This window comes from Exiguobacterium antarcticum DSM 14480, from assembly GCF_000685865.1.
Lineage (GTDB): Bacteria > Bacillota > Bacilli > Exiguobacteriales > Exiguobacteriaceae > Exiguobacterium_A > Exiguobacterium_A antarcticum.
The window spans coordinates 1,680,473-1,694,418 of record NZ_JMKS01000003.1; the positions used below are offsets into that span (position 1 = coordinate 1,680,473).

Annotated in this window: 11 protein-coding genes; 7 read left to right on the forward strand and 4 right to left on the reverse strand. The window is 48.0% G+C overall.

The genetic code is table 11. From position 1 onward, the window contains the following. Positions 1-45: 45 nt before the first annotated feature. From P404_RS0109600 to P404_RS0109615, 4 genes are all read right to left on the reverse strand, one after another. A complete protein-coding gene (locus P404_RS0109600) occupies positions 46-1,578 on the reverse strand; it encodes a DHA2 family efflux MFS transporter permease subunit (RefSeq protein WP_014969283.1) in 1,533 nt (510 codons plus the stop codon). A 230-nt stretch (positions 1,579-1,808) separates the two neighbouring features. Then, positions 1,809-2,135, reverse strand: a complete 327-nt coding sequence (ytxJ, locus tag P404_RS0109605; RefSeq protein ID WP_014969284.1) for a bacillithiol system redox-active protein YtxJ — start codon at positions 2,133-2,135, stop codon at positions 1,809-1,811. A gap of 4 nt (positions 2,136-2,139) precedes the next feature. Then, positions 2,140-3,765 carry an acetolactate synthase large subunit gene (locus P404_RS0109610; protein ID WP_026830609.1) on the reverse strand — a complete coding sequence of 542 codons (1,626 nt, stop codon included), beginning with the start codon at positions 3,763-3,765 and terminating at the stop codon, positions 2,140-2,142. After that, the gene (locus tag P404_RS0109615) at positions 3,762-5,201 is read right to left on the reverse strand and encodes an NAD-dependent succinate-semialdehyde dehydrogenase (RefSeq protein WP_014969286.1); all 1,440 of its coding nucleotides are present in this window, start codon (positions 5,199-5,201) and stop codon (positions 3,762-3,764) included. Before P404_RS0109615 ends, P404_RS0109610 begins: the two co-directional genes overlap by 4 nt. A gap of 368 nt (positions 5,202-5,569) precedes the next feature. Here P404_RS0109615 and P404_RS0109620 point away from each other — a divergent pair, with 368 nt between their 5' ends. The 7 genes from P404_RS0109620 (at position 5,570) to P404_RS0109650 (ending at position 13,930) form a co-directional block, all read left to right on the forward strand. Beyond that, on the forward strand, positions 5,570-7,270 hold the full coding sequence (locus tag P404_RS0109620) for a glycoside hydrolase family 13 protein (RefSeq protein ID WP_014969287.1): 1,701 nt from the start codon (positions 5,570-5,572) through the stop codon (positions 7,268-7,270). A gap of 248 nt (positions 7,271-7,518) precedes the next feature. Beyond that, a complete protein-coding gene (locus tag P404_RS0109625; protein ID WP_236624356.1) occupies positions 7,519-7,941 on the forward strand; it encodes a YwiB family protein in 423 nt (140 codons plus the stop codon). Beyond that, the gene (locus P404_RS0109630; RefSeq protein WP_014969289.1) at positions 7,931-8,350 is read left to right on the forward strand and encodes a hypothetical protein; all 420 of its coding nucleotides are present in this window, start codon (positions 7,931-7,933) and stop codon (positions 8,348-8,350) included. Before P404_RS0109625 ends, P404_RS0109630 begins: the two co-directional genes overlap by 11 nt. Before the next feature lie 233 nt (positions 8,351-8,583). Continuing rightward, positions 8,584-9,627: a zinc-binding dehydrogenase gene (locus P404_RS0109635; protein WP_026830612.1), complete on the forward strand. Its 1,044-nt coding sequence runs from the start codon at positions 8,584-8,586 to the stop codon at positions 9,625-9,627. 285 nt (positions 9,628-9,912) lie between these two features. Continuing rightward, positions 9,913-12,045 (forward strand): (Fe-S)-binding protein, encoded by a 2,133-nt coding sequence (locus P404_RS0109640; RefSeq protein WP_026830613.1) that lies wholly within the window; start codon positions 9,913-9,915, stop codon positions 12,043-12,045. A gap of 159 nt (positions 12,046-12,204) precedes the next feature. Then, positions 12,205-12,582: a MerR family transcriptional regulator gene (locus P404_RS0109645; protein WP_236624357.1), complete on the forward strand. Its 378-nt coding sequence runs from the start codon at positions 12,205-12,207 to the stop codon at positions 12,580-12,582. Between the two features lie 34 nt (positions 12,583-12,616). Further along, positions 12,617-13,930 carry a hemolysin family protein gene (locus P404_RS0109650; protein ID WP_014969293.1) on the forward strand — a complete coding sequence of 438 codons (1,314 nt, stop codon included), beginning with the start codon at positions 12,617-12,619 and terminating at the stop codon, positions 13,928-13,930. Positions 13,931-13,946: the final 16 nt, after the last annotated feature.

A 13,946-nucleotide genomic window follows, 5' to 3' on the forward strand; every position in this document is an offset into this window, starting at 1 on the left:
ACCGCTTCATCCAAAAGGACGAAGCGGATCGGATAGACAATCTGCTTATTGGTTCGAGACTTGTGGTTTGATGATTTGTTCGTTGAGCGAACGGTTGCTGATGATGTCTTCCGCTTGCGTTGCTCGTTTGATGAAGAAGGAGAGAAGAAACGCAAGACCGGCGATGAACGTCGAGATGAAGAAAGCGTAGTTGATGCCGTCAAGTGTTGCCTGCATCACGATTTGTTGTTTCATCGCTGCAGCGGCTTCAGCCGTTGGTTGACTTGTCATATTTTTCGCTGCTTCTTGTGCGAGTTCCGTTCCACGTGTTTTCGCATGAGTCGACATGATCGTCACGAGTAGAGCCGTTCCGATTGCACCCGATACTTGTTGCAACGTATTGTTCATCGCAGTACCGTGCGGATAATAACGTGTTGGCAACTGGTTTAAGCCGTTCGTCGAAACAGGCATCATGACCATCGACATCCCGAACATCCGGAGTGAATAAAGAATGATCAAATGGGTGTAGGTCGTATCCATTTCGAGCTGACTGAAGTAATAACTCGTGACGACGGTAATGAATAAACCCGTGATTGCCAGTGGACGTCCACCGATTTTATCAAACAATTTTCCGTTGATCGGCGACATGACAGCCATCAAAATCGCACCCGGTAGTAACATCAGACCGGCATCGAGTGGTGAGATACCACGAATCGTCTGGACATAAATCGGGAGCAGCAACATTCCGGAGAACATCGCGATCGTCACGACCATCGAGATGACGGATGATAAGGCGAACATCGGATACCGGTAAATCTTGAAGTTAAGCATCGGACGTTCCATTTTCAATTGACGCGTAATGAAGGTGACGAGTGCGATGACACCGATGACCAGCGCCAGGATGACCTGCAGGCTATCCCAGCCTTTAGAGCCGGCAGAACTAAAGCCGTACAAAAGACCTCCGAATCCGAACGAAGACAAGACGACGGAAGTAAAGTCGAGTTTCGCATCGGAACGTTCTTTGACGTCCCGGAGTAAAACGACTCCACCAACCAGGACAATCAAAGCGATCGGTGTAATGAAGTGGAACAACATCCGCCAATCGTAATGTTCGATGATCCAACCGGAAAGTGTCGGCCCGATAGCTGGGGCACCCATCATGATAAGACCGAAGAAGCCCATCGCAGTTCCACGTTTTTCAATCGGAAAGCTGACTAACATGACGTTCATCAAAAGCGGCATCATGATCGCAGATCCTGAAGCCTGGATCATCCGTCCGGCGAGTAGAACCGGGAAAGTATCGGCGAATCCAGCAAGAATCGTCCCGAGCGAGAACAAGGTCATCGCTAAGATGAACAGACGGCGGACCGAGAATTTTTGAATCAAGAAAGCTGACGTCGGAATTAAAATCCCGTTGACGAGCATGAAACCTGTCGATAACCATTGGACCGTCGATGTTTCAATGTTCAGGTCTTTCATGATTGAAGGCAACGCAATGTTAAGTAGTGTGTTATTTAAGAAAGCGATAAAAGCACCGATCATCAGTACGGCAAGAATGCCGTAAGGGGGACGAGCGGACGTAGATTTTTCGTGTTGCATGGTATTCCTCCTTAATGAACTAACAGTACACAATTCTATACGGTCGTTATATCTGTTGTCTATCTTAATCTGATTTAGCTTGAATTACAAACATTAATAGCTAAGAAAGGTAATTTTATTTGTTGTGAACAAGATGGAGCTCGATTGAATTGGCTCCGATCAAAAAAATATCCCTTCTGGCTGTTTGATGACAACAGGCAGAAGGGATTTTTTTAGAAAACAGAAACGGCTTAACCAACATGCGTTTTTAAAGCGTCCGTCGTAATGTCGTAATGGGACGTCGTCCAAACGGCCCGACCATCCTGAACGAACAAGACTTGTGGCGATTCATGTCGGACGTTGTAGTGTTCCGCGATATGGTTCGATAACGTCCGTGCTTCTTGGATTAACAAGTAGGCGGTCGGAATCGATGTCGTATCGGCGTATTTCGTATACTCGGAAAAACCAGCCGAACTGATCGGACATGTCGTACTGTGTTTACAGATGACAAACGTGGTGTGTTCGGAAACGAATTGATCAAAGTCAGAAATCGATTGTAATTTTCGTAGTTGTGTCATTTTATCATCCTCCATAAGTCCGTAAACGGTCACTTAACTTCAGATTCTCCCTGTAATCGACGGGACAGTCAATCAAAACGGGTCCGTCACTCGTAAAAGCTTGCTTGAGACAAGCGGCAAGCGTCCCATGTTCGCCGACACGAAGACCAAGGGCGCCAAAGGCGACAGCCAGTTGAACAAGATCGGGATTATCAAACTCGATGTAGGGTGCCCGACCGTATGCTTGCTGCTGTTTCCATTCAATTAGTCCGTACGTCCCGTCGCGCCAGATGATGACGACGATTGGAAGTTTCAAGCGAACGGCGGTCTCGAGATCTTGACCGTTCATCAAGAAGGCACCGTCTCCGGAGGCGCACAAGATACGGCGTTCCGGATAAAGTAATTTAGCGGCAACCGCACTTGATAATCCGTACCCCATCGAAGAAAACCCGTTAGAGATGAACAGTTGGTTGGGACGTGTCGTCTGGAAATGCCGTCCGAGCCATACTTTATGTGCACCGACATCGGAAAAAATAATCCCGTCTTCACCGGTCGCCTGTTCGAGTTCCCGGACGATGCTTTGCGGGTGGAGGGGAAGGGCCATCGAATACGTCGCTTGGATTTCCTGACGCAAGCGATCGCGATCCTGTTGCCATCCGGTCCAAGCACGGTTCGGGACATCTCCGGACAGCAACTGTAACGTGTCCGGTAACGAACCAATCAGATTAGCGACGACCGGATAAAATTGATCGATTTCATGTTGATTCGTATCGATATGCAGGACCGGTGTCCGGTTCGGATTCCACTTTGAAGGTGGCAATTCGGTGATGTCATAGCCGATGGCAATGATTAAATCACTTTGGTCAAGAATCCGTTGATTGTAGTCGGCATTCGGTAAACCGATCGTATGGGCTGCCAGTTGGTGGAACGATGAGATTGTTCCTTTGCCCATCATCGTCTCGACGACTGGAGCCCCTAAACGTTCGACAAAGAGACGGAAAGCGTCCGTCGCACCACTTCGGTTGATTCCGAACCCGGCAATCACGACCGGTTTGGTCGCTTGTTCGATCTGACGCAAGACGGCGCTATCCTTGACGGACGTCGGATGGAGGAAGGTTGGGGCACTATCGCGTAAGACAGGTGTTTTCGCGTCGACATCGGACTTCGCGATATCTTCCGGGAAGGACAGATGTGTCGCGCCCGGTTTTTCAGAAGCAGCCTGAGCAAATGCTTGCCGGACGACTTCTGAAATGATTTCACCGGAAGCAATCGACGTACTCGATTTTGTGATGGGGCGATACATCTCAACTAAATCAAACATCTGGTGGGAGGCCTTATGTTGGCGCCATGTCGCCCCTTGGCCGGTAATCGCGACGACAGGGGAATGATCCATCGTTGCACTGGCGATTCCCGTCATCATGTTCGTTGCGCCAGGACCGAGTGTCGACAAACAAACGCCGGGGCGTCCGCTTAACCGTCCGAACATCGAGGCCATGAAGGCCGCATTGGTTTCGTGACGTGTCGTGATGAATGTGATGTCTGACTTACTGATTGCTTCGAGTAACGTGATGTTTTCTTCACCAGGAACACCAAAGATATGCGTGACCCCTTCAGCTTCTAGACACTGGACAAATCGTTCGGCGGCGTTCATTGGTCAAGACCGCCGATTGAGACATACTTCGTTTCAAGATAAGCCTCGAGCCCTTCGGATCCACCTTCGCGACCGACCCCTGACTGTTTCATCCCTCCGAATGGTGCTTGAGCGGCGGACGGCACACCGTCATTCCAACCGACGATGCCGTAGTCGAGATGTTCAATCGCCCGGAATGCCCGTGCGTAGTTGTTCGTGAAGACATAAGAAGCAAGACCAAACGGTGTTTGGTTGGCATAGTGGACGGCTTCTTCGTCCGAACTGACACGTTGGACAGGTGCGACCGGACCAAACGTCTCTTCGTTCATGATCAACATCTGTGGTGTGACGTCAGCGAGGACGGTTGCTTCATAATAATAGACGTCTTGTTCCTCGTCTGCGTGTCCCGCTCCACCGGTGACGATACGGGCTCCGGCAGACGTTGCGTCATCCACATGTTTTTTGACTTTTTCGTAACCGGCCTTGTTGATCATCGGACCGATTTTCGTTTCACGATCGAGCCCGTTTCCGGTTTTGAGTTTCGCCGTTTCCTGTCCTAACTTCTCGACGAAGGCGTCATAAATCGAATCCGAGACATAAATCCGGTTTCCGCAGACACATGTTTGACCACCATTACGGAACTTTGATTTGATCGTTTCCGCGACGGCAAGATCGAGGTCACAATCATCAAAGACGAGAATCGGGGCATGTCCACCGAGTTCAAGTGACATCGCTTTGATCGTCTCGGCGCCTTGTGCCATCAACGTCCGACCGACTTCCGTCGAACCGGTGAACGTAATCTTATCCACGTGTGGATGCGTGGCGAGTGATTCCCCTAAATCCTTCCCACTGCCGGTCACGGCATTGACGACCCCGTCCGGAATCCCAACTTCCTGACAGAGTTCAAGTAGCCGCAGTGCCGTCAGTGGAGTCGCTGTCGGTGGCTTCAGGACAAACGTACAGCCGGCGACGAGTGCCGGTGCTAACTTCCGCGTAATCATCGCAGCCGGGAAATTCCAGGGGGTAATCGCAGCAACGACACCGATTGGTTGCTGGATGACATGGAGCCGTTTGTTTGTATCGTGCGTTGGAATGATCCGACCGTAAGCCCGTTTTCCTTCTTCTGCAAACCATTTGACGAAGTTTGCCGCATATTCGACTTCGCCTTCCGACTCAGCGAGCGGTTTCCCCATCTCGAGTGTCATCAAGCGGGCCAATTCATCCTTTTTCTCAAGCATTTTTGCATACAACTTCTCAAGGAGAGCAGCCCGGTCATAGACAGTTCGTTTGGACCAAGCGGGAAAGGCAGCATGCGCCGCCTCGACCGCGTCGTTGACATCTGAACTCGTCCCATTTGGTACGCTACCAACGATTTCCCCGGTCGCTGGATTTTTTACATCCGTTCGTTCCCGTTGATGATCGAGCCATTGTCCATTAATTAAAAACTGTCCGTCCATCTTACAAAATCCCCCTTTTTTATTCGCATTGTTAAGGATATACCCGAAGTTTGAAAAAAAGATTCGCTTTTCTGAAAAAGGTTGTGCAAAAGGCTAGAAATTGTCCGATAAACAGTGTAGGATAATTCAGTAAATGTAATGTATTTTCTATTGAATAATTTGATGACAAACGAATGAGTTAAACGGATGTAAAGTAACGGAATGTATGTGGAAACGTTGACATTCCAACTCGGTTTGATAAGATGAATATAGGGTAATTGCGCAATCGGTTGCGCTTAAACGAAATCAATCGATGATTCATATAAAACATCAAGAAATACTATAAAAAACGGACAACAAAGACTGAAATACGAGAGGATTTATCCACAATGACACAAATGATACCACGCCATGAAACGGCACAAAAAACACTCACACGAGCTTGGTGGAAAGAGGCAGTTGCTTACCAAATCTATCCGCGCAGCTTTTATGATGCAAACAATGATGGAATCGGCGATATCCCGGGTATCATTGCCAAGTTGGATTATCTAAAAGATCTCGGAGTCGATGTATTATGGATTTGTCCGATGTTCAAATCACCGAATGATGACAATGGATATGACATCAGTGATTATGAAGACATCATGGATGAATTCGGAACGATGGCCGATTTTGATTTGTTAATGGAAGAAGCACATAAACGTGACATTAAAGTATTACTCGATTTAGTCGTCAACCACACGTCGGATGAACACCCGTGGTTCCTCGAGTCACGTTCGTCAAAAGAGAATGACAAACGGGACTGGTACATCTGGAAGGATGCCGTCAACGGCGGGGAGCCAAACAACTGGGAAAGTATCTTTGGTGGGTCGGCTTGGGAATACGATAAAAAAACGGAACAGTATTTCTTACACGTCTTCTCACGTCGCCAGCCGGATTTGAACTGGCAGAACAAGGACATGCGTCAAGCGGTCTACACGATGATCAATTGGTGGCTCGACAAAGGCGTGGACGGTTTCCGGATCGATGCGATCAGTCACATCAACAAGGATCAATCTTATGCTGACTTACCGAATCCACTCGGTATGCCCCATGTGCCTTCGTTTGAGATGCACATGAACGTCGAAGGAATTCATGAATACCTCGAAGAATTGAAAAACGAGACGTTTTCGAAATACGACATCATGACGGTCGGTGAAGCGAACGGTGTGACGCCGGAAGAAGCCGATCTCTGGGTCGGAGAAGAAAACGGGAAGATGAACATGGTCTTCCAGTTCGAGCACATGGATTTGTGGCGCGCCGATGCTGAAAAAGGTGTCGACGTCGTCAAGCTGAAACAAGTGTTGACGAAATGGCAAAAAGGACTCGAAGAGACGGGCTGGAACGCCTTGTATCTCGAAAACCATGACAAAGTCCGTTCCGTTTCACTCTGGGGCGATGAAGGACAGTACTGGAAACAAAGTGCGAAGTCACTTGCGATGATGTATTTCTTCATGCAAGGGACACCGTTCATCTACCAAGGGCAGGAAATCGGGATGACGAACGTGCAGTTCCCGGATATCTCGGATTATGATGACGTCGCGACAAAAAACATGTACAACATGCAACTCGCGTCAGGGAAAACACATCAAGAAATCATGGAAGTCATCTGGAATTCGTCGCGTGACAATTCCCGGACTCCGATGCAGTGGACGAATGAGAAAAATGGTGGATTCTCTGAACAATCCCCATGGTTCGGTGTCAATCCGAACTTTGCCGACATTAATGTCGCGTCACAGCAAACTGACGAAGATTCGATTCTCAACTTCTATAAACGGATGATTCAGATTCGGAAGATGGAAGAAACGTTGATCTACGGGGAATACGACTTGATTCTTCCGGAAGACACAAAAGTCTACGCGTACACGCGGACACTTGGGAACGAACAGTTCCTGATCGTCACGAACTTAAAAGATGAAGTGGCGGAAGTCGATACGGACATCATTCTCCATGCGGACAACATCATGTTAGGTAACTACGAGACGACACATCACGAAGGAACAGAACTTGTTCTTCAGCCGTTTGAAGCACGTCTGTACCGCGTACGATAAAACTAACGGACCAACTCAAAAAGGAATCACTCTTTTCTGCACGTACTTTCCTCAGGCGAGACACAAGCTAGTTTTCCTGCCATCCGGCAGGAAAGCGGGTCTTGTTTGTCTCTGACAGCGCAAGCAGGCTTGCGCTTTCTCCTGTAGGAGTCGTGAAGGGGGTGATTCCTTTTGCTGTGGCGAAAAAAGAAATCAAGAAGATGCAGGACAGAAGAAAATCGTGTACGCTAGACGATGAGGTGATAGAAGTGAAACCAGTACGTTATCCGGTCCGCCTGCGACAAGTGACATCGATTCAGGATGACGCGATGCGGGAGTCCGTTGAATTAGAAGCAGACGGGACCTTGTTTGAAACAAAAGACGGGTTTGCTCTGAAGTTCATCCAAGAAGATGAACAACCGATTGATACAACCATCAAATGGTCACACGATCAGGTCGCCTTGAACCGGAAAGGTCCGGTCTCGATGCACCATGTCTTCATTTTAGGTCAGAAGACAAAAAGTGGTTATGAGAGCCAGTTTGGTCAGATGGTGATGGAGACGGACACAGCCACGATTGAAATGACAGAACAACGTATGCAATTCCAGTACGGTTTGATGATGAATCATCAGCCGGTCGGTCTGTATACGATTGAATTAACTTGGGAACGGAGTGAAACAGATGGCATTTGAACAAACAGTAAAAGAGATGGAACAGATGCTCGAAGAAGATTGGTTCGAGTGGCTCGAGAATGATGAGCCGAAATACAATGAGTGGCGCGATCAGCTTGAGGCGCTCGCAGAACAGGTCATGACGGAATACAATTCGAAGGTCGATTCCGATGCGATTGATTCGTTATTATTGATCAACGAAGATTTACCGGTCTTGTACGGAGAAGATACGGTCATGCTCTACACAGCGTTACTTCATGCACGCAAGGAAGATGATTCGGTCTATGAACGTTACTTGACGATTTTAGGGGCGTTTTCGGAAGAAAATCATCCGGCTTTACGTGAAGTCGAACAGGCTGTCGCGAAAAAAGACTATAAAACAGCGTATGCGCGTGCCGTTAAATTACCGCAATCGCTTGGATTAGAATAAGTATCTGCTGCAGCAGTTCCATTCAAAGGATATTTGAAGGGGACTGCTTTTTTTGTGATTTTCTACACCAGGAGGCAGGCGTATGAGAACCTTTGCAGGATCATTTGAATGAGGCATCCAAATCCTATTATCTGACGAAAATATGGTTTGGTGATCAAACATAATCTGGTCTAAGACCTTTAAAAAGCGGGCAAAGGATAAAGAGAAACTGTTTTAGAGATGGAGGAAATCATATGAAAGTCGTTCAAGTCAACGGATACGGCGGTGTCGAGCAACTCGAAGTCGTCGAACGTCCAGTACCGACACCACGCGCTGGGGAAGTCCTGGTCGAAGTCAAAGCATGCGGCATCAACAATACGGAAATCTGGATGCGGGAAGGGGCCTACGGAACGGATGCCCAATCCGGCTGGAAACCGGAAGGCGTTCAGTTTCCCCGTGTCCCGGGTTCTGACATCAGTGGACGGATCGTACAGATCGGCAGCGGGGTCGATGAAGCACGCAACGGTCAAGACGTCGTCCTGTTCCCGTTCACGTCAAGTGGACAAGAGGGAACGGAACATATCAGTGAGGACATGTCGTTCATCGGATCAGAATATGACGGGGGATATGCCGAGTATGTCGTTTGGCCGGCAGAACTTTGTTATGCGATGCCGCTTGCGGATTATACGAAAAGTGCTGTTTTTTCCGTCAGTGGATTAACGGCGTGGCATATGAACGAACAGGTGCAGCTGCAACCAGGCCAAACGGTTCTTGTGACAGGCGCTAGTGGAGGTGTCGGGTCACTGAACGTCCAGATTGCGTCCCGTGTCTTCGGAGCAACGGTCATTGCATTGGTCAGAGACTTGAAGACGGAAGAGGCACTCAAACGTCTTGGAGCGACACATGTCTTGTCGTACCGCTCGGCACAATTGGCGGACGACATCGTTGCCGTTAACGGCGGACCGATTGACGCCGTTCTTGATGTCGTCGGGGACCCCTTATTTAAAACCGCACTCACGGTCCTGAAAAATGGCGGGAAGTTCTGTATTTCTGGTTCTGCCGGCGGACAACAGACGAATCTTGATTTTCGGACATTGTACTTAAAGCATTTGACATTTTACGGTTCTGTTCTTGGAACGCGTGCTGAATTCGCACGGATGCTTGACGCGATTGCGACCGGCAAACTGGAACCGGTCATTGATCGGACGTTCCCGCTTGAAGAAGCAGCGGCAGCCCAGTCCTACTTTAAAGAAACAGGCAAGCTCGGGAAAATCGTATTAATACCGAATCAAAATTAGAAAAATCTTGATTCGAAAAACGTGTGTACTCACTCGACTCCTACAGGAAAAAGCACGGTTACCCGTGCTGTCAGAGGCAGGTAAGACGCGACTCCATGTCCTTTGGACAAAGGAGGCGCGGCTTGCGCCTCGCCTGAGGAAAGCGAGAGAGAACAACACGTTTTTTGTATGGCCCCCAATCTAACAGCGTGTCAGAAAAAAACATTCAAATAATGAATGAATAGCCATTCATTATATGCTATACTCATATCAAATAATGGCTTTAGGGGAAAAGGGGTTTGTTTCATGGGGACATTTTTACTGATTAACTGGATTGCCTTCCTGCTCGTCGCAGGTTATGCAGGTTATTTGTTTGTGACACTCGTCAAAAGTCGGTACGACGCGATTCGCAGGGGGAAAAAGGCAGAATGGTCGCTAACGAACAAAGAACGGCTCAACGCCGTTTTAGTAAACGTCTTTGGACAAAAGAAACTGCTCAAGGACAAGAAGAGTGGCACGATTCATGTCATGATGTTTTACGGCTTTTTACTCGTTCAATTCGGAGCGATTGATTTTATCTGGAAGGGGCTCGCAGTCGGACAACGTTTTCCGCATATTCCGCTCGGACCACTTTATCCGATCTTTACATTTTTCCAGGAAATCGTCATGCTTGTCATTTTGGTTGCGGTCGTTTGGGGATTCTACCGCCGCTATGTCGAAAAATTGGTTCGATTAAAACGAAACTTCATGGCGGGTCTCGCCTTGATTTTCATCGGTGGTCTGATGGTCGCCGTTCTGTTCGGAAACGGATTTTTCCTAGTCTATGAAAATCATTCGACGTTTGGTGAACCGGTTGCGTCAGCCATTGCCTTTTTATTTAGCTGGGTACCACAGCAAGTGGCGTTTGGATTATTCGTTTTCTTCTGGTGGGCACACTTACTGTTCTTACTCAGCTTCATGGTCTACATTCCGCAAGGCAAACACGCCCACTTGATTGCCGGAACAGCCAACGTTTGGCTCGGACGGACATCAAAGGTCGGACGGATCACACCGATCGATCTGTCCGTCATGGAAGAAGCAGAGGATGACGAAGCGGAATTCAGCTTTGGCGTCAATCGGATTGAAGACTTTAATCAAAAGCAACTCGTTGATCTGTATGCCTGCGTTGAATGTGGGCGTTGTACGAATATGTGTCCGGCGAGTGGAACAGGGAAGATGTTATCACCGATGGACCTGATCGTTAAGCTACGTGATCACCTCAATATGAAGACAGCGGCAATCACACAAAAATCACCGTGGGGACCGGCGTTTGCTTTTGAAGGGTCGCAGGGGAATCAAATTGCTTCACTTGCTGCAGCAGGACAGATGGATGTCGTACCGGATTCATTGATCGGGAACGTCATCACGGAAGAAGAGATTTGGGCCTGTACGACATGCCGGAACTGTGAAGATCAATGTCCGGTCATGAACGAACACGTCGATAAAATCATCGATCTTCGTCGTCACCTCGTGATGATGGAAGGGAAGATGGACCCAGAGATGCAACGGACGATGGCAAACATCGAACGCCAAGGGAATCCATGGGGGATGAACCGGAAAGAACGTGAGAACTGGCGCAAGACGCGGGAAGAACTTGTCGTTCCGACAGCGAAGGAAAAGAAAAAAGCCGGCGAAGCGTTTGAGTATCTGTTCTGGGTTGGAGCGATGGGCTCATACGACAGCCGCAGTCAAAAAATCGCGATGGCATTTGCCCGTATCCTAAATGAAGCCGATATCTCGTTTGCGATTCTCGGAAACGATGAGAAAAACTCAGGCGATACACCACGCCGGATCGGAAATGAAGTCTTGTTCCAAGAACTCGCGGAAGCAAACATCAAATCGTTTGAGAAATATGACGTCAAGAAAATCGTCACGATTGATCCGCATGCCTATAACACGTTCAAAAATGAATACCCGGACTTCGGGCTGAGTCCGGATGTCGAAGTCTATCACCATACGGAACTGCTTGCCCGGTTGATTGACGACCAACGGATCAAACCGACGCATGAAGTCAAGGAACGCGTTGTCTATCATGATTCGTGTTACCTCGGTCGTTACAACGACATCTATGACGCACCACGTTATATCTTAGAAAAGATTCCAGGCATCACGCTTGTCGAAACGGAACGCAACCGCGAAAAAGGAATGTGTTGTGGAGCGGGTGGCGGTATGATGTGGCAGGAGGAAAAAGTCGGGGCACGCGTCAATGTCGCCCGGACCGAGCAGTTGTTGACGGTCCAGCCATCCGTCATCGGATCGGCTTGTCCGTACTGTCTGACGATGCTCAGCGACGGGACGAAGGCGAAAGAGGTCGACGAGCAAGTTGCGACATATGATGTCGTCGAACTGCTCGAACGGTCAATCGTCGGAACACCCGTGAAGGAAGCGGTAACAAACTGAGTTTAGAAAACAGTCGGAAAAAACGGAACGTCTCCTCTGATAAAGAGGGGGCGTTTTTTGAAGGTACCTAATAAGCATAACGTTGTTCTGTACGGTTTAACCGTGGTATGATAAAAATATTATCTAATGGAGTGGGAGGTGAGGATCCTTGGGAAGGCGTTGCTTAAAATCGGTCAGGTCGCGGAGGCCACCGGCTTATCAAAACGGACGATCGACTACTATACATCGCTCGGTTTATTAACAACAGAGCGGACAGCATCCGGCTATCGTTTGTATACGGAAGATGTCATTCAGCATATCCAAAAGATTGAGTATTTAAAAACACAACGGCTGTCCCTGCAAGAGATTCTTACTTTCTTCACCGAGCGTGAAGTCAAAACGGGTGACGCGATTTATCAGGAAGTACAGCAGCTTCAAGAAACGGTCAATGGACTCGAACAACGTTTGATGGAATCAACAGATTACGAAAAACAAGAGATTCGCCTGGAATTGTCTCGGCGTCTGACGTTGATCGCTTCCTTGATTGCACAGCTGTAACTAAAAAATGGAGGTGACCCCTGTTTAGGGGATTTTGGATACTATATTATTTATCAATTTATTTTTAGTGGTGTTACTGATTGTGTTGACTGCGTTTTTCGTCGGATCGGAGTTTGCCGTCGTCAAAGTACGGATGTCGCGCCTCGATCAAATGATTCAAGAGGGAAATAAAAGTGCCATCTTAGCAAAAAAGATTGCCGGAGACTTGGACTACTACTTGTCAGCCTGTCAGCTCGGAATTACCGTGACGGCACTTGGACTCGGGGCACTCGGTGAACCGACCGTCGAAAAAATCCTGCACCCTGTGTTTGATGAGTTCGGGATTTCAGCATCTGTTTCGACACTCTTGTCGTTTGGGATCGCCTTTATTTCCGTGACGTTCCTACACGTCGTCATCGGGGAACTGGCACCGAAGACACTTGCGATTCAGTATGCGGAAAAAATGACGTTGTTATTTGCCCGTCCCTTGTATATTTTCGGGAAAATCATGTATCCGTTCATTTGGTTACTCAACGGTTCCGCTCGATTATTCCTTGGATTATTTGGAGTCAAACCAGCTGGACACGAACAAGCCCACTCAGAAGATGAGTTGAAAATCATCATGGCACAAAGTTTCCAAAGTGGTGAGATCAATCAAACGGAACTGGCGCTCATGCAAAACGTGTTTGCGTTTGACGAACATGTCGTCAAAGATTTGATGGTCCCGCGGATGCGGATGGCAACGATTTCCGAACGTTTGTCGAAAGATGAATTGATGGAGATTTTCATGGACAATCCGTTTACGCGATACCCGGTCACGGAAGAAAATGATAAAGACCGGATTCTTGGTTACATCAACGTCAAAGAGATGTTGACAGATTTCGCCAACGGTAACGATCGTCCGGTTACGTATTACGTGAAAGATTTGCCGGTCGTCTCGGAAGTCACATCACTTCAAGATACGTTGCGGAAGATGAAAAAAACACGGTCACATATCGTACTTGTCGTTGACGAATATGGTGGAACAGCCGGAATCGTCGCAATGGAAGATTTACTTGAAGAAATCGTCGGTGAGATCCGTGACGAGTTTGATACGGATGAAGTCGAAGAAATCCAAGAGTTGCCGAACAATGAATATTTGGTTGCCGGAACGGTATTGCTCGAAGATCTTGAAGCCCGGTTCGGTTTGACGTTTACGAACGATGAAGACGTCGATACGATCGGTGGTTGGATCCAAATGCATAATATCGATCTTCAACCAGGCGAACACATTGATACGGAAGCTTTTTCTGTTGAAGTAATGGAAATGGAAAACTATCAAATCAATCAGATCAAATTGTGGTTACATCCGCTCGAACGAGCAGAATGATCAAAAACGTCTTTCG